This window comes from Janthinobacterium sp. HH106, from assembly GCF_001758725.1.
Classification (GTDB): Bacteria; Pseudomonadota; Gammaproteobacteria; order Burkholderiales; family Burkholderiaceae_D; genus Janthinobacterium.
On the sequence record NZ_LRIC01000056.1, the window covers coordinates 212,579 to 231,916 of the forward strand.

General features: G+C 63.2%; 17 protein-coding genes and 1 other RNA gene. 3 read left to right on the top strand and 15 right to left on the bottom strand.

What is annotated here, in order from left to right:
- On the top strand, positions 1 to 2,160 hold the full coding sequence (locus tag JAB8_RS21915; protein ID WP_070291394.1) for an EAL domain-containing protein: 2,160 nt from the start codon (positions 1 to 3) through the stop codon (positions 2,158 to 2,160).
- Here the strand turns inward: JAB8_RS21915 and JAB8_RS21920 are convergent.
- The 7 genes from JAB8_RS21920 to ubiD all read right to left on the bottom strand — a co-directional run bounded on the left by JAB8_RS21920 (position 2,129) and on the right by ubiD (position 9,989).
- Entirely contained in the window at positions 2,129 to 3,262 is a 1,134-nt protein-coding gene (locus JAB8_RS21920) for an esterase-like activity of phytase family protein (protein WP_070291395.1), read from the bottom strand. The two genes, JAB8_RS21915 and JAB8_RS21920, sit on opposite strands and share 32 nt — an antisense overlap.
- 132 nt (positions 3,263 to 3,394) lie before the next feature.
- A complete protein-coding gene (locus JAB8_RS21925) occupies positions 3,395 to 4,615 on the bottom strand; it encodes a CaiB/BaiF CoA-transferase family protein (RefSeq protein ID WP_070291396.1) in 1,221 nt (406 codons plus the stop codon).
- Between the two features lie 7 nt (positions 4,616 to 4,622).
- Positions 4,623 to 5,213: a recombination mediator RecR gene (recR, locus tag JAB8_RS21930; protein ID WP_070291397.1), complete on the bottom strand. Its 591-nt coding sequence runs from the start codon at positions 5,211 to 5,213 to the stop codon at positions 4,623 to 4,625.
- Between the two features lie 47 nt (positions 5,214 to 5,260).
- Positions 5,261 to 5,587 carry a YbaB/EbfC family nucleoid-associated protein gene (locus JAB8_RS21935; RefSeq protein ID WP_034759121.1) on the bottom strand — a complete coding sequence of 109 codons (327 nt, stop codon included), beginning with the start codon at positions 5,585 to 5,587 and terminating at the stop codon, positions 5,261 to 5,263.
- Positions 5,588 to 5,627: 40 nt separating this feature from the next.
- Positions 5,628 to 7,940: a DNA polymerase III subunit gamma/tau gene (dnaX, locus tag JAB8_RS21940; RefSeq protein WP_070291398.1), complete on the bottom strand. Its 2,313-nt coding sequence runs from the start codon at positions 7,938 to 7,940 to the stop codon at positions 5,628 to 5,630.
- Positions 7,941 to 8,178: 238 nt separating this feature from the next.
- Positions 8,179 to 8,277, bottom strand: an RNA gene (gene ffs / locus JAB8_RS21945) — signal recognition particle sRNA small type.
- 227 nt (positions 8,278 to 8,504) lie between these two features.
- Entirely contained in the window at positions 8,505 to 9,989 is a 1,485-nt protein-coding gene (ubiD, locus tag JAB8_RS21950) for a 4-hydroxy-3-polyprenylbenzoate decarboxylase (protein ID WP_071654453.1), read from the bottom strand.
- Positions 9,990 to 10,575: 586 nt separating this feature from the next.
- On the opposite strand from ubiD, the gene JAB8_RS21955 reads away from it, so the two are divergent.
- Entirely contained in the window at positions 10,576 to 11,388 is an 813-nt protein-coding gene (locus JAB8_RS21955; RefSeq protein ID WP_070291400.1) for a lytic transglycosylase domain-containing protein, read from the top strand.
- Positions 11,389 to 11,508: 120 nt separating this feature from the next.
- Here JAB8_RS21955 and nusB read toward each other — a convergent pair whose 3' ends face one another.
- The 3 genes from nusB to ribBA form a co-directional block, all read right to left on the bottom strand.
- Complete coding sequence (gene nusB, locus JAB8_RS21960; RefSeq protein ID WP_070219581.1) at positions 11,509 to 11,979, bottom strand: transcription antitermination factor NusB; 471 nt, start codon at positions 11,977 to 11,979, stop codon at positions 11,509 to 11,511.
- A 145-nt stretch (positions 11,980 to 12,124) separates the two neighbouring features.
- Positions 12,125 to 12,607: a 6,7-dimethyl-8-ribityllumazine synthase gene (gene ribH / locus JAB8_RS21965; RefSeq protein WP_070219579.1), complete on the bottom strand. Its 483-nt coding sequence runs from the start codon at positions 12,605 to 12,607 to the stop codon at positions 12,125 to 12,127.
- Between the two features lie 59 nt (positions 12,608 to 12,666).
- A complete protein-coding gene (ribBA, locus tag JAB8_RS21970) occupies positions 12,667 to 13,788 on the bottom strand; it encodes a bifunctional 3,4-dihydroxy-2-butanone-4-phosphate synthase/GTP cyclohydrolase II (protein WP_070219577.1) in 1,122 nt (373 codons plus the stop codon).
- 354 nt (positions 13,789 to 14,142) lie between these two features.
- Between ribBA and JAB8_RS21975 the strand changes: the two genes are divergently transcribed.
- Positions 14,143 to 14,568, top strand: coding sequence for an OsmC family protein (locus tag JAB8_RS21975; RefSeq protein ID WP_034759136.1), 426 nt, complete (start codon positions 14,143 to 14,145; stop codon positions 14,566 to 14,568).
- On the opposite strand, the gene JAB8_RS21980 is transcribed toward JAB8_RS21975, so the two are convergent.
- From JAB8_RS21980 to JAB8_RS22000, 5 genes are all read right to left on the bottom strand, one after another.
- Positions 14,565 to 15,962 carry a hypothetical protein gene (locus JAB8_RS21980; RefSeq protein WP_070291401.1) on the bottom strand — a complete coding sequence of 466 codons (1,398 nt, stop codon included), beginning with the start codon at positions 15,960 to 15,962 and terminating at the stop codon, positions 14,565 to 14,567. The genes JAB8_RS21975 and JAB8_RS21980 overlap by 4 nt on opposite strands.
- A 96-nt stretch (positions 15,963 to 16,058) precedes the next feature.
- Positions 16,059 to 16,694, bottom strand: a complete 636-nt coding sequence (locus JAB8_RS21985; protein WP_070219574.1) for a riboflavin synthase — start codon at positions 16,692 to 16,694, stop codon at positions 16,059 to 16,061.
- 166 nt (positions 16,695 to 16,860) lie between these two features.
- Entirely contained in the window at positions 16,861 to 17,961 is a 1,101-nt protein-coding gene (ribD, locus tag JAB8_RS21990; protein WP_070291402.1) for a bifunctional diaminohydroxyphosphoribosylaminopyrimidine deaminase/5-amino-6-(5-phosphoribosylamino)uracil reductase RibD, read from the bottom strand.
- 35 nt (positions 17,962 to 17,996) lie between these two features.
- Positions 17,997 to 18,590, bottom strand: coding sequence for a GspH/FimT family protein (locus tag JAB8_RS21995; RefSeq protein WP_343216112.1), 594 nt, complete (start codon positions 18,588 to 18,590; stop codon positions 17,997 to 17,999).
- Positions 18,591 to 18,753: 163 nt separating this feature from the next.
- Positions 18,754 to 19,335 (bottom strand): type IV pilin protein, encoded by a 582-nt coding sequence (locus JAB8_RS22000; RefSeq protein WP_343216113.1) that lies wholly within the window; start codon positions 19,333 to 19,335, stop codon positions 18,754 to 18,756.
- Between the last annotated feature and the right edge of the window lie 3 nt (positions 19,336 to 19,338).

The window sequence follows — 19,338 nt, forward strand, 5'->3', positions numbered from 1 at the left end:
ATGACAGCGCCCCTCTCCCCTCCCCGCGGCCTGGTGCTGGTGGCCGACGACGATCCCGTGATGCGCTTGCTGATGCGGCAAATGCTCACGCAGGTGGGCCTGGACGTGATCGAGGCCGAAGACGGCGTGCAGGCGCTGGCCAGCTACAAGCACAGCGGGCCGGACCTCGTCATGCTCGACGTCGACATGCCGGCCATGGACGGCTTTGCCGTGTGCCGCGAAATCCGCCACCAGGAAGTGGGCGGCACGGTGCCCGTCATCATGGTCACGGGCGGCGACGAACTGGAAGCCGTCACGCGCGCCTACGAGGTGGGCGCCACCGATTTCATTTCCAAACCCATCAACTGGCCCATCCTCGGGCACCGCGTGCTGTACGTGCTGCGCGCCAGCGACGCCATCGCCCGCCTGCGCATCGCCGACGCGCACAACCGCGCCGTGCTGGCCGCCATCCCCGACACCTTCTTCCGTCTCAACCGCGAAGGCTTTTATCTCGACTACGAACAGGGCCACGACGCCAGCGCCGGCTTTTCCATCAGCAACTGCGTGGGCAGCCATATCCGCGACGTGCTGCCGCCCGAAATCGCCGCGCGCCTGCTCGACAAGGCGCACGCCGTGCTGACCACGCAGCACATCGGCTCGGTCGACTACACGCTCACACACGAGGACAGCACGCGCCATTTCGAGGCACGTCTGGTGGCGACGGGGGCCGACGAGGTGCTGGGCCTGGTGCGCGACATCAGCGAGCGCAAACGCACGGAAGAACAGATCCGCCGCCTCGCCTATTGCGACAGCCTGACGGGCATCCCCAACCGCCAGGCCTTCCTGGAAACCCTGGAACGGGAACTGCTGCGTTCGAAGGAGCACGACAAGAAATTTGCCGTGCTGTTCATGGACCTGGACGCCTTCAAGCGCATCAACGACACCCTGGGCCACGACGTGGGCGACCATTTGCTCAAGGTGGTGTCCGAGCGCCTGCGCGAAACCATCCGCCCCAGCGACCTGGTGCTGCGCGCCGAACACGAGTCCGAGGCGTCCTCCGGCGGCAGCAACCTGGCGCGCCTGGGCGGCGACGAATTCACGATCCTGATCCCCGACCTGGAGCGGGTGGAAGACGCGCTGAACGTGGCGCACCGGGTCAAGGAAGCCATGCGCCGGCCTTTCATGATCGAGGGGCACGAGATTTTCGTCACGGCCAGCATCGGCATCTCGCTGTATCCGGAAGATGGCGAGGACTGCAACTCGCTGTTGAAATATGCGGACACGGCCATGTATCACGCGAAGAACTGCGGCAAGAACAACGCCAAGCTGTACAGCTCCTCGCTGACGATGGAAATCATGAGCCACGTCAAGATGGAAGTGGGCTTGCGCAAAGCCTTGCAAAACAACGAACTGTATCTGCTGTACCAGCCGCAGATCGACGTGCCCAGCACGCAGATCGTGGGCGTGGAAGCGCTGGTGCGGTGGCGCCATCCGGAGCGGGGCATCATCTCGCCCACGGAATTCATCCCGCTGGCCGAAGAGACGGGACTGATCGTGCCCATCGGCGAATGGGTGCTGCGCACGGCCTGCAACCAGGCCAAGGCCTGGCAAAGCCATGGCGGGCGCGCCATCCGCATGGCCGTCAATCTGTCGGCCAAACAATTCAAGGATGAAAACCTGATGCAGATCGTGCTCTCGGCCCTGGCCGACACGGGCCTCGATGCGCGCCTGCTGGAACTGGAATTGACGGAAGGTACCCTGATGGACGATGCGCGCGCCACCATGGTGACCCTGGAGCAATTGCGCGGCATCGGCGTCTACCTGTCCATCGACGATTTCGGCACGGGCTATTCGTCGATGAATTATCTGAAGCGCTTCGACGTGCGGGCTTTAAAAATCGACAAGAGTTTTATCGCCGGCTTGCCGCAGGATACGGAAAATGCGGCCATCACGCGCGCCATCATCGCCATGGCGCATGGCTTGAAAATGGTGGTGGTGGCCGAGGGCGTGGAAACGGACGAGCAGCTGCTGATGCTGGAAGAATACGGCTGCGACATGGCCCAGGGATACTTTTTAGGCCACCCGTCGCCGCACGACACGATCACGGCCATGCTGGCCAGGCAGGCGGGCCAGCTGGCCAGCCTGGAAACTAGAGCACTTCGAAGGCAAGGATTTGCGTGACTTGCTGCGGATTGAAATTGTCGTCGGAAATCACCACCAGGCTGCGGCGGCCGTTTTCCAGGCGCGGCCCCCAGCTGATGCCTTCGATATTGTCGACCTTGGGCAAGCCGGTCTTTTCCAGGTCCAGCAGCAATCGCTTGCGCGCCGGCACATAAGTCGCGCCCGCCAGGGCCGGGATATCCCGGATATCGGTGGCGCCATCCGTCTCCATTTCGTAGATGCGCACGTGATTCGTGTACAGGCCGTTCGCGTTGGCCACGCCGGCCCGCTCCACCACGAGCACCTGATGGCCGTTCACGGCGAGGATTTCCGACACGCCATTGTCCGCCTCGCGCCCCGGTGCGGGCCGCGACGCCACGGGCTCAATCGGATACGCATACTGGCCCAGCACCTTGCCCGCGCGGTCCAATCGCGTGATGCGCACCACGGAGCCGTTGTCGGGCGTGGCCAACGGGCCGTCCTGGTACAGGGCCGCTTCCATGCCCAGCCACAAGCTCTTGCCATCGCTGGCAAACGACAGCGCTTCAAACGTCATGTTGTTGCGCGAGCCGATTTCTTCCTTCGAGACATTGAACATGGCGGGCGTGGGCAAGGTGGCCAGGAATTTTCCATCGCGGTCCGCATGGCGCACGAACGGATGCAAGCCCACTTTACGGTTGCCTTCGCTGCCGTACCACAGGCTGCCGTCCTGCGGATCGACGCGGATGGTTTCGATGTCGGGCACCTGGTCGCCCCGGTCCAGTTTTGCATGGGCCAGGTTCGGGTAGCGGCTGCCGTCGGGCTGCGTGAAGAAATGCACACTGCTCAAGGTCACGCCGGAGAACGCCTTGCTGTCGTAATTCAAGGCAGCACGGTAGAAGCGGGCCGGATTGATTTCCGAGCGGTCATCGCTTTCCATCACCCAAGTATTGCTCGCCGCATCGTAGTCGATGCCGGACAAGCCGCCCACCGTGGTGCCCTCGAACGCGTACTTAAGCGCGATGCGCTGCTCGCCGATCAGGCGCAGGCCGGTAATCGGCGCGTCGTGGGGAAAGCTGGCGCAGGCGGAGAGGAGGATAATGCTGGATGCCAGGACAAGCGCGGTACGGAAAATTCGATGCATGACAGGTATCAGTGAGTTGCGTAGGTCGGCTTAGCGCGAAGCGCGTAAGCCGACAACATTGTTGGCTTCGAAATTCAGGGGTCAGACCCGCCGGGTCTGACCCCAGCTTTAATTCTGTCGGCTAAGAATGAATCACACCACCCCATCGGCCTTCAGTTGCGCGATGGCGGCGGCGTCATAGCCGAGCGACGCCAGCACCTCGTCGTTGTGCTGGCCCAGGGCCGGACCCAGCCATTGCGTCTTGCCCGGCGTGGCGGACAGTTTCGGGCTGATGGCGGGCAATTTGACGGGCGTGCCGTCGGCGAAATGGTGCTGTTCGAACATGTCGCGGGCGAGAAATTGCGGATCGCTCATCATGTCGCGCACCGAGTAAATCTTCCCGGCCGGTACGTCGGCGGCCTTCAGCACGGCCAGCGCGCTGGCTATCGTGTGCGTGGCGCACCAGGCGCCGATGGCGTCGTCGATTTCCTGCGTGCGCGCCACCCGGCCGTCGTTGCGCGCCAGTTGCGGGTCGCCCGCCATGTCGATGCGGCCCATGGCCAGCATCAAGCGCTTGAAGATGGCGTCGCCATTGCCGGCGATGACGATGTTTTCGCCGTCGCCCGTCGTGTAGGTATTCGAGGGCACGATGCCGGGCAGCGAGCCGCCCGTGCGCTCGCGCACCACGCCCGCCTGGTCGTATTCGGGCACCAGCGACTCCATCAGGTTGAACACGGATTCATATAGGGCCACGTCGACCATCTGCCCTTCCCCGCCGTCCCGCCCGCCCGTCACGTCGCGGTGGCGCAAGGCCATCATGGCGCCGATCACGCCGTGCAGGGCCGCCACCGAGTCGCCGATCGACACGCCGACCCGTACGGGCGGACGGTCGGCAAAGCCGGACACATAGCGCAAGCCGCCCATCGATTCGCCGATGGCGCCGAAACCGGGCAAATCCTTCATCGGTCCCGTCTGGCCAAAGCCGGACAGGCGCACCATAATGAGCGAAGGCTTGTCTTTCTTCAGTTGTTCGTATCCCAAGTCCCACTTTTCCAGCACGCCGGGGCGGTAGTTCTCAATGATGATGTCCGCTTCCAGGGCCAGCTGGCGCGCGATGGCCCGGCCCTCGGGCGTCTTCAGGTTCAGCGTTAAACTTTTCTTGTTGCGCGCCTGCACCGACCACCACAGCGAGGTGCCGTCCTTCAGCACGCGCCAGGTACGGATGGGGTCGCCGCCATCGGGCGACTCGATCTTGATCACGTCGGCGCCGAATTCGGCCAGCATGCGGGCGCAGAACGGCCCCGCGATCAGGGTGCCCAGTTCCAGCACTTTAATGCCTTGCAATGGACCAGTGGTCGCGGAGGATTCTGTCATGTTGTGCTCAGGTTGCCCTGCGGTCGAGCATCGCGCGGGCAATCGTGCCCGCGTCGACGTATTCCAGTTCGCCACCCACGGGCACGCCGCGGGCCAAACGGCTCACGCGCAAGCCCCGCGCCTTCAGCATTTCGCTGATGTAGTGGGCCGTCGCTTCGCCTTCATTCGTGAAGTTGGTGGCCAGCACCACTTCACTCACCACGCCATCGTTGGCGCGGTTCAGCAATTTTTCGAGGTGGATATCTTTCGGGCCGATGCCGTCCAGCGGAGAGAGCCGTCCCATGAGCACGAAATACAGGCCCTTGTAGGTGAGCGTCTGCTCGATCATCAGCTGGTCGGCGGGCGTTTCCACCACGCACAGCAAGCGCTTGTCGCGCTCTTCGTCGAGACAGGTCTCGCACACTTCATGTTCGGTAAAGGTGTTGCACAGGCCGCAGTGATGCACGGCATCGACGGCCTGGAACAGGGCGCGCGACAGCATAGCCGCGCCTTCCCTATCGTGCTGCAACAAATGAAACGCCATCCGCTGCGCCGACTTGGGGCCGACGCCGGGCAGGCGCCGCAGCGCCTCGGTCAAAAATTCAAGCGACTTGGACATGGATCAACCCTGCCCCGTGCCATCGATCGGGCGCATGCGGCTGTGCATCAGAATGGCATTTTGAAGCCGGCTGGCAAGTTCATGCCGCCGGTCAAGCCTGCCATTTTTTCCGCGGACGTCGCTTCCGCCTTGCGCACGGCGTCGTTGAAGGCGGCAGCCACCAGGTCTTCCAGCATGTCCTTGTCGTCGGCCAGCAAGGACGGGTCGATGGAGACGCGCTTGACGTCGTTCTTGCACGTCATGACGATTTTCACGAGGCCGGCGCCGGACTGGCCTTCCACTTCCACCAGCGCCAGTTGTTCCTGGGCCTTTTTCATGTTGTCTTGCATTGCTTGCGCCTGCTTCATCAGGCCAGCCAGTTGATTTTTCATCATAAGAATGCTCCGTTAATTCAGTTTGTGAGTGTGTTAATCATCAATGCAGGGTCGGCGCGGCGGAGCCGGCCGGTGCGGGGGTAATCGTTCCCGGCACGACAAAAGCGTCGAATGCACGCTTCATCTCGAGCACGAAGGGATCGCTGGCGATGGTTTCTTCCGCGGCAAGCTGGCACGCCTCGCGGTGGGCCTGCGCTTCCGCGCTGGCCGTGTACCAGACGGCGCCCAGTTCCGTGTCGACATTGACCTTGCGGCCGAAGCGCTCGCTCAGCGCGGCCGCCAGTTTTTCCACGTTGGCCGGGCTGCGCCACGTGTCGATCGGCACGCGCAGGCGGAAAGTCGTGCTGTGGCCGTCGTGCAGGCATTCGATCAGCTCGGCCTGCACGGCCAGCTGCTGGGCCACGCCGCGCAAGGGCAGCACGGCGGCCACGGCCGGCCAGTTGCCGTCCCAGTCCAGGCCGGGAACGGGCGTGATCACATACGGCCCGCTGGGCGCGGCTTGCTTGGCGGCACGCTGCGGCATGATGACGGCCGGCTGCTCGCTGCCCTGCGCGGCGGGCGCCGACACGGCGGCAGAGGCGCTGTCGTCGGAAAATTCGGTGACCCACGGCGGCAAGTCGTCATCGGCTTGCTGCTGTGGCGGCGGGGCGGCGGGACGCGCAGGCGGCACCGGCGCGGGCGCTTCCATCACGGCCACTGGCGGCGCATCGTCCCACGGCGCCGGCGCTTGCGCGGCGGCCGGCGGCGGTGCTGCCTGGACGGGTGCTGCCGGGGCTGGCGTAGCGACTACGGCGGCCGGTGCGGGAGCGGCCGGCTTGGGCGCCGACGATGGCGCCGACGGCGCGCTGCCAGGACGGCCTTTCGAGGCGGCGCGGGCCGCTTCCAGCGCCGCATTGATGGCGGCGCGGGCGGAACTGATCGGGGCGCCCGATGCTGCCGGGGCAGCCGCAGCCGGAGCAGCGGCAGGCGGCGGCGCCGCTGGTGCGGGTGCCGGGGCTGCTGAAGGTGCGGGTGCGGGTGCCGGTGCGGGCGCCGCTGCGCGTGGCGGCGGCGCTTCGCTGCGGGCCATGCTGGCGGCGGCTGCGGCCACAACGGCGGGCGGTGTCACGGCGGCATGGCTGGCTACGCTGTTCGTGGCGGCGCGGGCGGCCGGTGCGGATGCGCCAGCGGCGGCGCGCGCGGCGGCCACGGCGGCGGGACGATTGCCCGGAGCAGACGCTGGTGCGGCAGCCGGCACGCCTTCGGCACCGCCTATGCCGGGCCGAAAGGCCAGCATGCGCAGCAAGGTCATGGTAAATCCCGCGTATTCATCGGGCGCCAGGCCCAGTTCATTGCGGCCATGCACGGCGATCTGGTAAAACAGCTGCACTTCTTCCGCGTCAAACGCGGCAGCCAAACGCACGATGTCCGCGTATTCGGGCAAGTCCTGCGGCAAGGCGGCGGGCACGGTTTGCGCCAGCGCAATGCGGTGCAGCAAGGTGCCCAGGTCTTGCAGGGCGCCGTTATACGACAGGCTGCGCGAGGACATCTCGTCGGCCACGGCCAGCAAGTCGGCGCCATCCTGCTGCGCCAGCGCGTCGAGCAGGCGCACCAGGTACGATTGGTCGAGCGCGCCCAGCATGCCTTGCACGGCATCGAGCGTGACTTCGCCGGCCGCATACGCGATGGCCTGGTCCGTCAAGGACAGCGCATCGCGCATGGAGCCGTGGGCGCCCTGGGCCAGCAGGCGCAAGGCCGGCTGTTCGAAGGCGATGCCCTCCTGCCCCAGGATATTGTCCAGGTGGCTGATGATGTGGCCGGGCGGCATCTGCTTGAGGTTGAACTGCAGGCAGCGCGACAGCACGGTCACGGGAATCTTTTGCGGGTCCGTCGTGGCCAGGATGAACTTGACGTGCTCGGGCGGCTCTTCCAGCGTCTTCAGCATGGAATTGAAGGCGTGATTCGTCAGCATGTGCACCTCATCGATCATATAGACCTTGAAGCGCGCATTGCTGGGCGCGTAGACGGCCTGTTCCAGCAGTTGCGCCATTTCATCGACGCCGCGGTTCGACGCCGCATCCATCTCTATATAGTCGACAAAGCGTCCCGCATCGATCGCCGTGCACGCTTCGCACACGCCGCAAGGCTGGGCCGTGATGCCGCCCGTGCCGTCGGGGCCGATGCAATTGAGCGATTTGGCCAGGATGCGCGACAGGGTCGTCTTGCCGACGCCGCGCGTGCCCGTAAACAGGTAGGCGTGATGCAAGCGGCCGCTGTGCAAGGCATGCGTGAGCGCGCGCACGACGTGCTCCTGGCCGACGAGCGTCTCGAAATTCTTGGGGCGGTATTTACGGGCGAGGACTTGATAGGACATGCTGAGATTTTACCATGCGATTTTGCGGGTGATCCTGCGCGGCGGGCGCAAGCCTCATGGCCGGGCCAGGCAAACCTGGCAAACGCGGCAAAGCAGCAATTGTATAACATGGCCAGCTGGAAATATGGAAAACACGGCAAGCCCGGCAATGCTGCGGCGTCACAAAAAAATGGCGCCGCAAAAGCAAAAAAGCTGCCCATGGCAGCTTGATTGTTGATCCTGATAAAACATTCCCGAAGGAGGCGAGCCTGATCTGCGGCACTCATGGTTAATAGCCGTGGCTGCTTCGTTCCCGACCTGACCAGGTTAGCCATGCCACGATGCGCAGGGGCCCGCCGGGGACAATTATAACCGACCTGCGCAAGATTGGGAAATTGCCGTCTCAATGCTGTGTACGTCGGCGCAGGTCGGCGTAGGTCGGCGTAGGTCGGCGTAGGTCGGCTTAGGCCGCAGGCCGTAAGCCGACACTGCTGAGTACGCGGCCGACACTCCTGCGTACGCGGCCGACACTGCCGAGCCGCAACGTCGGGTTACGCGCCAGCGCTAACCCGACCTACGCAGCAACTACAGCCCCAGCTCTTGCCAGATGCCATCCACCCTGGCCTTCACTTCCGGCGTCATGGCGATCGTCGTGCCCCACTCGCGCGTCGTTTCACCCGGCCATTTATTTGTCGCATCGATGCCCATCTTGCTGCCCAGGCCACTGACGGGCGAAGCGAAGTCCAGGTAATCGATGGGCGTATTGTCGACCAGGGTGGTGTCGCGAATGGGGTCGACCCGCGTGGTGATGGCCCAGATGACTTCTTTCCAGTCGCGGATATTCACGTCTTCGTCGACGACGACGATGAACTTGGTATACATGAACTGGCGCAAAAAGCTCCATACACCAAACATCACGCGCTTGGCGTGGCCCGCGTACTGTTTCTTGATCTGCACCACGGCCATGCGGTAGCTGCAGCCTTCGGGCGGCAGATAGAAATCGGTGATTTCGCTGAACTGCTTTTGCAGCAGCGGCACGAACACTTCGTTCAGGGCCAGGCCCAGCACGGCCGGCTCGTCCGGCGGTTTGCCTGTATACGTGGAGTGGTAGATTGGGTCGCGGCGCATGGTGATGCGGTCGATCGTAAACACGGGGAAACTGTCCTGCTCATTATAGTAGCCCGTATGGTCGCCATACGGCCCTTCCAGCGCGTGCTCGTAGCCGCTCGGATGGTTTTCGTCCGGGTAGATATGGCCTTCGAGCACGATTTCGGCCGAGGCGGGCACGCGCAGCTCGCTGCCGATGGCTTTCACCAGCTCCGTGCGGCTGCCGCGCAGCAAGCCGGCGAACTGGTATTCGGACAGGCTGTCCGGCACCGGCGTGACGGCCCCTAATATAGTAGCGGGATCGGCACCGAGGGCGACGGCGATCGGATACGGCTTGCCCTTGCTCTGGATCGCATGCTCGCGGAAGTCCAGCGCCCCGCCCCGGTGCGCCAGCCAGCGCATGATGACCTTGTTGCGTCCCAGCACTTGCTGGCGGTAGATGCCGAGGTTTTGCCGCTTCTTGTTCGGACCCTTGGTGATCACCAGGCCCCAGGTGATCAGGGGAGCGACGTCGCCGGGCCAACAATGCTGGATCGGCAGGCGCGCCAGGTCCACGTCATTGCCCTCCCAGACGATTTCCTGGCATTTGGCGCCGCGCAACTCTTTCGGCGACATGTCCCACACGGATTTCACCAAGGAACCCAGGCCCAGCAGATCCTTGAAATCCTTCGGCGGCTCCGGTTCCTTCAGGCGCGCCAGCACATGGCCGATCTTGCGCAATTCGCTGACGTCTTCCGCGCCCATGCCCAGCGCCACGCGGCGCGTGGTGCCGAACAGATTGCCCAGCACCGGCATGTCATATCCCGTCGGATTGTTGAACAGCAAGGCCGGTCCGCCCGCGCGCAGGGTGCGGTCGCACACTTCCGTCATCTCTAAAATCGGTGAAATGGGGGTCGAAATGGGCTTAAGTTCACCCATTTGTTGCAGTTGAGAAATAAAATCTCGTAAATCTGAATATTTCATGTGTTTTTAATTTTTTTTGACGTCGGACGCCGTTGCTGAAGGATCTATGCCAAGTAATTGATTTTATTGGCTTTTGGCACAATGCAAGTCAAAAAGTAAGACATAAAAGTAATAAAGAAACGATTCGTTAGTATTGACTTGATATAAAACGGCTTCTACAATTCGCCCAACTTGAAAGAGCACGCCGGCCCAGAGCTTGATTTTAGCGTTTCTCTTTCATTCACGGAGTCGGGGCTCCACATGACATTTTAAGGAGTGTTTTCAAAAGGCGTCTGCCTTACCCCCGGTAAAAGTTGTATTGCGACTGATCCAATACCAGCATGGGACCGATCAGCTCAAGCAAGCAATGACGGCGTTTCTCGCACGCATCCATACGCGGCGGAAACGATGATATTTCTGATGCACGGCATTGGCAGTACCCACAACACCGCGACACCGCGGAGGGACTGCCTGTTGACGCGACATTTCGGGGAACTCTATGACTCATCGTAGCACTGAAGCAGCATTGCCTGCTTCAACCGTGGCTGGCCAGCCAGCGTTGGCGCGTTTGCGCGCCCGCGCACAAGCCATTTCGGCACGTGGTGTTTTGACCACCGCGCAACACACACTGACAGTCTTCGGCATTTCCGCCCTGGCACTGATCGCCCTGCTGATGTTCCGCCCGGACCTGGGCAAGCAACTGACGCACAGCCTGTTCCCGCTGCCGATGACAGAAGCGCAAGCCGTCGAAGCGCCGGCCCTGTCGGCACTGATGGAAGCGCCTGCATCCGTGCAAACGGCCGCCGCCAGCGAAGCACCTTTGACCAAGGAAGAAAAAGCCTTGCTGGGCACGCAAAAGCAGCAGCAATGGGTCACCAACTGGCTCTCCAAGCGCTATCGCGTGGCCAACGACGCGACCAATATGCTCGTCTCGACGGCCTACCTGACGGCCCGCGAAATCAAACTGGACCCGCTGCTGATCCTGGCCGTGATGGCCATCGAATCGGGTTTGAACCCGTTCGCGGAAAGCCCCGTCGGCGCGCAAGGCTTGATGCAAGTCATGTCGAAAGTGCACCATGAGCGCTTCCAGGAAATGGGCGGCGTGCAGGCAGCCCTGAATCCCGTCGCCAACATCCGCGTCGGCTCCCTGATCCTGAAAGACTACGTCACGCGTGGCGGTTCCGTCGAAGCGGGTTTGAAAACCTATGTGGGCGCCGCCAACTTCGCCACCGACTCGGGCTACGGCTCGCGCGTGCTGGCCGAATACCGCCGCCTGAAACAAGTATCGGCCGGCCAGCGCGTGCCGACCACGACGCCGGTGATGGCATCGAACACGCCGGCGCCAGCCAAGGCGCCTGCAGCGGAAAGCGGCAACATTACCATCAAGATTGCACCGCATAACGAGATCGCCGGCCTGTGACCCTTTAAAAGCCCTCACAGGGGCATCCGAAAAGCAGCACCCAGTAAAAAAGCCACCGCACGCAAGTGCCGGTGGCTTTTTTATTGCCCTGCGGCAGCAGCCGCAGGATCTCCTACGCTATTACTTGCGCTTGTTGGCGTTGACTTCTTCCTCGCGGAATTTCACTGCCAATTTATCCAGCACGCCGTTCACATACTTGTGGCCGTCGATGCCGCCAAACGACTTGGCCAGCTCGACCGCTTCGTTGATGACGACGCGGTACGGAATTTCCATGTTGTTCTTCAGCTCGAACGCGCCGATCAGCAGGATGCCGTGTTCGATGGGCGACAGTTCCGCGATATTGCGGTCGATCAAGGGTGCCATGCTGTCGCGCAGCGCCAGCGAATCCTTGATGGCGCCGTACAGCAGCACCGTGAAATGATCGCCATCGGCCTTGTCGAAGCCGTGGGCCGCGCGAATATTGTTCACGACGGTGGTCGCGTCTTCATTGTTCAGCAGCCACTGGTACAAGCCCTGCAGCGCGAACTCGCGCGCGCGGTGACGCGGCGTGCGGTTTTTGCTGGGGTTGGCGAGCAAATTTTTCTCAGTCATGATTGTTACCTGTTCTTAAGTACGTGTTCACTACAAATTCCGGCGAGACAGCACGGCGCGCTTTTCAACGCGCCGCAGCCAACCGCGTGTCAGAACGTTCGATAAAACGCAGCTATCGGCGTTTTATCGGACGTTCACTACACGGCTAGTCCTCCTCGGATTCTTGCAACTCTTCTAGCGCTTGCGCTAAATTAGCCATTTCCACTGCCACGCGTGCCGCTTCGGCTCCCTTGACCAGCATGCGCACTTCCGCCTGCTCGTCGTTTTCCGTCGTCAACACTGCGTTGGCGATGGGGATGCCGTAATCGAGACCGACGCGCGTGATGCCCGCGCCCGATTCGTTCGATACCAGCTCGAAGTGGTAGGTTTCACCGCGAATCACGGCGCCCAATGCGATCAGGGCGTCGAATTGCTCGGTTTCTGCCATTTTTTGCAGAATCAGCGGGATTTCCAGGGCGCCCGGCACGGTCACGTGCAGGATATCTTCATCGGCCACGCCCAGCTTGCTCAACTCTTCCAGGCATGCCGACAGCAAGCCACCGCCGACGATTTCATTGAATCGTGCCTGGACGATACCGACGCGCAAACCTTCGCCGGCAAAATTGGTTTCATAGGTTCCTACGGTCATCATATGCCTCTTTAATCTGGTGGTTCAGGGCGGCATGCACATGCCGCCATCGTTTACTCTTACATCGACGTCTGGCCAGGATGGCACTGAAAACCCGTGACTTCCAGGTCGAAACCGACCATCGACGGCATCTTGCGGGGGCTGGCCAGCAATTGCATCTTGCTCACGCCCAGGTCGCGCAGGATTTGCGCGCCGATACCGTAGCTGCGCAAGTCCATGCTGGCGGCACGGCCTTTCGGCTTGGCTTGCGGCGTATCGAGCGCGGCGAACTGGGCAAACAGCTCGCTCGAGGTCTCGCCGCAGTTCAGCAAGACCATCACGCCCCGCTCGGACTGCTTGATGGCGGCCATCGAGGCGGCCACCGTCCACGAGTGGGTGGTCGCTTCGCTTTCCAGCACGTCCAGCAGGGAAACGGGCTGGTGCACGCGTACCAGCGCTTCCAGGCCGGGCGCCAGGTCGCCATGCACGAGGGCCAGGTGGGCCGACGCGCTAGGCTTGTCGCGGAAGGCGATCAAACGGAATTCGCCATGCGCCGTGTGCAGGGTGCGCTCCGCAACGCGCTCGACCAGGGACTCCGTCTGGCTGCGGTAATGGATCAGGTCGGCAATCGTGCCGATCTTCAGGCCATGCTGCTCGGCAAACACCAGCAAGTCCGGCAGGCGCGCCATGGTGCCGTCGTCCTTCATGATTTCGCAAATCACGGACGCGGGCGTCAGGCCGGCCATGGCCGTCAGGTCGCAACCGGCTTCCGTATGGCCTGCGCGCATCAGCACGCCGCCTTTTTGCGCTTTCAGGGGGAAGATATGGCCAGGCTGGACGATATCGCTGGGCTGCGTGCCCTTGGCCACGGCTACCTGGATGGTCTTGGCGCGGTCGGCAGCGGAAATGCCCGTCGTCACGCCTTCGGCCGCTTCGATCGACACGGTGAAGTTGGTGCCATACGCGGTGCCGTTGCGCGACGTCATCATCGACAGGTTCAGCTCGTCGCAACGCTCTTCCGTCAGGGTCAGGCAGACCAGGCCACGCGCATGCGTGATCATGAAATTGATGGCTTCAGGCGTCACGAAATCGGCGGCAAGCACCAGATCGCCCTCATTTTCCCGGTCTTCTTCATCGACCAGTATCACCATGCGGCCGGCGCGCAATTCAGCGACGATCTCTTCGGTGCTCGATATAGACATTATTCATCCTCGTATGACGCCAGTCAAAACCTGCTGCGCGTCGGTTTTGCCGGGCGTTGTTAATGTAACTAAAAACTGAAACTAAAACTGAACCTCGAGCGCGAATATTCCTCGGATTTCCGGGAATTTTCTTATAACCCGCTATTTTAAAGGATTTAGCGCTTGCAGACCTGAAATAAGACAGGTTTGCGGCATGGGTGCCGCAGCCTGCCCCGCAAAGCGCCGATTCCGCGATCCAGCGCACACGGCGGCGGCAAGGCGCGCGCCGCCGGCCTTGCAAAGAGCATAAGATCAGCCAGTCACCGCCACGGCGCTGACACCATTCGCAGCGACACCCCACACAGGAGCGGCAATATGAAAACCAACGGATCGGCCATCTGGTCAGGCGGCATCAAGGACGGCAAGGGCGCCATCAGCACGCGCAGCGGCGCCTTGCAGGAATATCCCTACGGCTTTGCCAGCCGCTTCGAAGGCAAGCCCGGCACCAACCCAGAGGAACTGATCGGCGCCGCCCACGCGGGCTGCTTCACCATGGCCCTGTCGCTGATCCTCGGCGAAGCGGGCCTGACGGCGGAAAAGATGGAAACGACGGCCGAAGTGACCCTGGACAAGGTGGACGACGGCTTTGCCATCACGGCCGTCCACCTGATCCTGAAAGCGAAAATTCCCGGCGCCGACCAGGCGAAATTCGAGGAATTGACGGGCAAGGCCAAGGCCGGCTGTCCCGTGTCGAAGCTGCTTAAAGCCAACATTACCCTCGACGCCACCCTGCTGCCCTAGATTTTCGTCACGGGCTTGACGGGTTCCACGGGCGCCACCGGCGCCACCAGCGGCAGGCGCGAGTCGCTGGCCGGCAATGGCCGGTTCATCAAGCCGGGATTCAGGGCCGCATTGTTCAGGTTATACGCGGCGATGGCGGCCGCCACGGACGGGTCTTGCGATGACGGTGGCGGCACGGCCTGGCCCGCCGCTTGCGCCGCCATCTCTTGCGCCTGCGCATTTTGCTGGCCCAGCTGGGCTTGCGCCGTCGCCAGGCCCGCATCGGCTTGTCCCTGCGCGGCGCGCGCCAGCAATTGCGCCCGGTCGCTGGCCGCCTGGGCCGCCATTTGCGCATCGCTGGCGGCCAGCTGGGCCCGCGCCGCATCGTCCGCCGCCGCTTGCGCCTGCTGCTGCAAGCCCTGCTGCTGTACTTGCCCCTGGCGCAGCTCGGCCAACCGCGCGGTTTCCTGCTGCTGCGCCTGCTGATCGGCATTCACGCGGTCACTGTCGAAGCGTTGGGCATCCACGCGCTGGCTGTCCGCCCGCTGCGCCTGCAGCAAGTCCGCGGTATTGTCGGCTTGTTGCGCCGTCGACGGGGGCCGCAATTCCTGCAAGTCCAGGTTCAGCTCTTGCGCTTCCAGTTGCTGCTGCAATTCCAGCTGTCGCTGTGCAAGCGCGGCCGTTTGCGGCGGCGCCTCGTCGATGGCTTGCGGCTGCGCGGCCTGCGAGTCCTGCGCAGCGCTGGCCGGCAGTGCGTCGCCCGTCAAATCCGCCTCGACAGCAGCAGCCAGCGGCGCGCCCTGCTGCTGGGCCAGCACGGCGCCCACCTGCGCCAGCACGTCCGTTCCCTGTTGCAGGGCATCCAGGGTGGCGTTGCTGTCGGCCGCATACGCGGCCTGCAAAGTGATGGGATCGACATCTTCATTGCGCAAGTCGATGCCGATGCGGGCCAGTTGCGCTTGGGTGAGCAGGCTGCCGTCCTGCGCCAGTGCGGCCGCCGCATCCGTCGTACCGTCGCCCGACAGCAAATCGTAACGCTGCGCCAGGCTGCCCGGGGTGTCGCCGGCCGTCGCCAGCTGGCTCGCGTCGATGCCGCTCGTTTGCAGCTGGGCGAACGATTCCGTCAACTGCCGCGCCAGCGCCAGCAAGTCGTCATTGACATTCACGGGGGTATTTGCCGCCCTGGCCTCGTCCGTGGCGCCCTGCAAGGCCAGCAGTTGCCGGCGCGACAAGGCCACGCCGGACAAAAACTGGCCCAGCGGAGAGATGTCGACCTGGGTCGATGACAAAGCGGCAAGGGCCACCGCCGCGCTGGACGGCGGCACGGGCAGCGCGGGCGCCAGCGGCGCCGTCTGATCCACGCGGGACGTGACCGGAATGGTGTTGGGCACGGTTGCGCGCGAAATCGGGTCCATGGCTAGCCTCCACTGCGGAAAGCTTCATAGTATGCGCGTCTGAAAGAAAAGCAACACACGCTTGGCAAGGTGAGAATGTGTTGCGGTGTTCTTGTATCAGGCGGCAGCCTTGTCCAGCGACAACATGCGCTCGACATAGCGGGCGATCAGGTCGATTTCCAGGTTGACCTTGCCATCGACCGTCAAGTGTTTCAGGGTCGTCATGGCGATCGTATGGGGAATCAAATTGATCGAGAAACGGCAGCCGTTGACGGCGCCCGCGCCCAGGTCTTCCACTCTGTTGACGGTCAGCGACACGCCATTGACGACGACGGAACCCTTGAAGGCCAGGTATTTCGCCAGTTCGTGCGGCGCTTCGATCACCAGTTCCCACGATTCGCCCACGGCTTCGAACTTGCGCACGATGCCCAGGCCGTCGACGTGGCCGGACACCAAATGGCCGCCCAGGCGCTCGGCCAGGGTCAGGGCTTTTTCTAGGTTCACTTCCGTCGTCGTATCGAGGCCCACGGTGCAATTGAGGCTTTCGCGCGAGACATCGACGGCAAAACCCGTGTCCGACTTTTCCACCACCGTCATGCAGGCGCCATTGATGGCGATCGAATCGCCGAGGGCCACATCGGCCAGCGGCAAGCCGCCCGCGTGGATGGTCAGGCGCACGCCTGCGTCAAGGCCGCCTTCGAGTGCTTGCACGGTTTCAATCTTGCCGATGGCGGCAACAATTCCTGTAAACATGAACTAACCCTATAAAAGTATGAAAGTATTAAAAACGCCTGTCAAAACCTACTGCGCGTCGTAATTTGCGGCCTACGATGCTCACTGCCTCGGCGGCCCCGTACTTCGTACAGCTGCGCTTCTCGGCCACAACTTCCTTCCGCTCGCTACGGTTTTGTTAGGCGTTTTAATTGCGCTGGACGAATCTTGCAAGGATACGCAAATCTTCGCCCACTTGCTGGACCTGGTGAAATTGCAAGGTGCGCTGCTGTTTGATATCCGTCAATGCGGGCAAGGCAAACATCCCTTGCGCGTCGCCCAGCAAGGTGGGCGCCAGGTAGACCAGCAGCTCGTCGACGCAGCCTTCGCAGATCAGCGAGCCGTTCAGCCTGGAGCCAGCCTCGACGTGGACTTCATTGATTTGCCGGCGCCCCAGTTCCAGCATCAGCGCGGCCAGGTCGACCTTGCCGGCCGCGTTCGGCAACATGATGACTTCCGCGCCCAGGGCGCGCAGCTGCGCTTCCTTTTCCGGGTTGGCCACGGCCGCCACGATCCACGTGCCGCCGCCCTGCAAGATGCGCGCGTCGAGGCTGATGTCGAGCCGGCTGTCGACGACGATGCGGCGCGGCTGGCGCGGCGTCTCGACGGCGCGCACGTTCAATTGCGGGTCGTCCGCCTTGACGGTGCCGATACCCGTCAGGATGGCGCAGGCGCGCGCACGCCACGCATGGCCGTCGGCGCGCGCCTGCGGCCCCGTGATCCACTGGCTTTGCCCGTTGTGCAAGGCCGTCATGCCATCCAGGCTGGCCGCCGTTTTCATGCGCACCCAAGGCTTGCCGCGCTGCATGCGCGAAAAGAAGCCGATATTCATTTCATATGCCTCGTCCGCCAGCACGCCCGTCGTGACGGCGATGCCGGCCGCTTCCAGCTTGGCCAGCCCCTGCCCCGCCACCAGCGGATTCGGGTCCGTCATGGCGGCCACGACGCGCCCCAGCCCCGCGCGCACGAGCGCATCGGAGCATGGCGGCGTGCGGCCGTGGTGGTTGCACGGTTCCAGGGTGACATAGGCGGTGGCGCCGCGCACATCGTTGCCGCGCGCCGCAGCATTGGCCAGCGCTTGTACCTCGGCATGATCCTGCCCGGCCGCCTGCGTCACGCCGGCGCCGATCACCTTGCCATCCCGAACGATCACGCAGCCGATGCGGGGATTGGGCGAGGTCGTGTATAAACCGCGCGCCGCCCATTCCAGCGCCAGGCGCATGCCATCGATATCGTTGAGTATTTCCACGGGCTTCTTTGAGAGTGAGTAATAGATAAGTCGGGTTACGAACTGTCGGCCACGCCGCTGCAATTGACCGCCTGCTGCTGCGGGTCGCACACGCGCACCCTGCCCAGCATATTGATTTTAATATGCCGTACCTGCTTTCCCAAAGCCAGGGACAAGGTACCCCAGCGCGCCGCCAGGCTATTGGTCGCGCTGCAACTGCGTCCTGCGCCATTGTAGGCGATATAAAACGGCGCCGTGGCAGACGAAAACGCAAACTGGGCCGCGATGCCCGGTGGCAGCGGCCCCTGGCGGAACAGCAATTCGTCGCCGTCGTCAAACGCCAGGTTGGCATTACGGTCGATAAACACCAGCCAGCCCGTGCGCCAATCCGTGCCGCCGGGCCCGGCCGGCATCAACAGCACGCGCTGTCCGCGCGCCATCGCCTGCGCCCGCGTCAATTCGATGGCCGAGAACAAGTCCATGGCCGCCGCGCGCACCTGCTGACGCGCCAGCACCTGCTGCAAGCTGGGCATGGCGGCGGCCGCCAGCAGCGCGGCAATCGTCAGCACGGCCAGCAATTCGAGCATGGTGTGCCCGAAGGCCCGCCCAAAGGTGCGCCCGGTCCACGGTGGCCGCTTGCGCGTGGCCATGGCCTAAGTAATCCTCAGGAAATTATTGTGAATTTATGACGAACAGAACCGGATGCTATGCAAGGCGCCCGCTGCGACGCAGTGCGAGCACTGCTAGCAGCGGGCAACGCCGCAGAGGGCCGGTTATGGAAGTCAGAAATCACAATAATTTATTGGGGGTTACTTAGCGCCAGCAATGGCTGGCGGGGCCGCTGCTGCCGCGCTGGCCCGTGCTGCTCAAGGACAGCACGCCGCAATCGGCATCCTGGAACTGCGCATCAACCTTGGACGTGCCCGGCGTGGCGCGCAACAGCACGCATTGCCCGATCGCCAGGCCGGGACAGGCCAGCGCCTCGATTTCATACGCACTGCCGGCCGCGCCCCCTTCGCCAGACCACCATGGAAACGCTTGCGCCTGCGGCGCCGGCGAGGCCGAGGAAAACGCCAGATAGCGGTTGTTTTGCGAGTAATAGCGCTCCTGCTGCTGCATCAGCCGCAGCAGGGCCGCCTGCCCCTGCACCCGCTTGGCGCGCACGACATGGCCGTGATAAGCGGGCACGGCCAGCGCCAGCAGCAGGCTCATGATCGCCAGCGCGGCCAGCAGTTCGATCAGGCTGAAGCCCGGGATGGCGGCAGGGGCGCGACCGTTTGCAGCGGCCCAGTTCCGGCTTGCCAGCATTTCCATCTGACCTCCCTTCTTCTCAAAAACCGCCAGCCGATGCGCGGCGCCGGTCTGCACGCCGCTCACTTGCGACACGCCAGCCATGCC

What these genes read in the sequence shown, in the direction of transcription:
- JAB8_RS21925 (WP_070291396.1), bottom strand. Translation starts at nt 4,615, where the DNA reads ATGACAGAATCCTCCGCGACCACTGGTCCATTGCAAGGCATTAAAGTG.
- JAB8_RS21975 (WP_034759136.1), top strand. Translation starts at nt 14,143, where the DNA reads ATGAAAACCAACGGATCGGCCATCTGGTCAGGCGGCATCAAGGACGGC.
- recR (WP_070291397.1), bottom strand. Translation starts at nt 5,213, where the DNA reads ATGTCCAAGTCGCTTGAATTTTTGACCGAGGCGCTGCGGCGCCTGCCC.
- JAB8_RS21920 (WP_070291395.1), bottom strand. Translation starts at nt 3,262, where the DNA reads ATGCATCGAATTTTCCGTACCGCGCTTGTCCTGGCATCCAGCATTATC.
- ubiD (WP_071654453.1), bottom strand. Translation starts at nt 9,989, where the DNA reads ATGAAATATTCAGATTTACGAGATTTTATTTCTCAACTGCAACAAATG.
- JAB8_RS21915 (WP_070291394.1), top strand. Translation starts at nt 1, where the DNA reads ATGACAGCGCCCCTCTCCCCTCCCCGCGGCCTGGTGCTGGTGGCCGAC.
- JAB8_RS21980 (WP_070291401.1), bottom strand. Translation starts at nt 15,962, where the DNA reads ATGGACCCGATTTCGCGCGCAACCGTGCCCAACACCATTCCGGTCACG.
- JAB8_RS21995 (WP_343216112.1), bottom strand. Translation starts at nt 18,590, where the DNA reads ATGGCCACGCGCAAGCGGCCACCGTGGACCGGGCGCACCTTTGGGCGG.
- nusB (WP_070219581.1), bottom strand. Translation starts at nt 11,979, where the DNA reads ATGACTGAGAAAAATTTGCTCGCCAACCCCAGCAAAAACCGCACGCCG.
- ribBA (WP_070219577.1), bottom strand. Translation starts at nt 13,788, where the DNA reads ATGTCTATATCGAGCACCGAAGAGATCGTCGCTGAATTGCGCGCCGGC.
- dnaX (WP_070291398.1), bottom strand. Translation starts at nt 7,940, where the DNA reads ATGTCCTATCAAGTCCTCGCCCGTAAATACCGCCCCAAGAATTTCGAG.
- JAB8_RS22000 (WP_343216113.1), bottom strand. Translation starts at nt 19,335, where the DNA reads ATGGCTGGCGTGTCGCAAGTGAGCGGCGTGCAGACCGGCGCCGCGCAT.
- ribH (WP_070219579.1), bottom strand. Translation starts at nt 12,607, where the DNA reads ATGACCGTAGGAACCTATGAAACCAATTTTGCCGGCGAAGGTTTGCGC.
- JAB8_RS21985 (WP_070219574.1), bottom strand. Translation starts at nt 16,694, where the DNA reads ATGTTTACAGGAATTGTTGCCGCCATCGGCAAGATTGAAACCGTGCAA.
- JAB8_RS21935 (WP_034759121.1), bottom strand. Translation starts at nt 5,587, where the DNA reads ATGATGAAAAATCAACTGGCTGGCCTGATGAAGCAGGCGCAAGCAATG.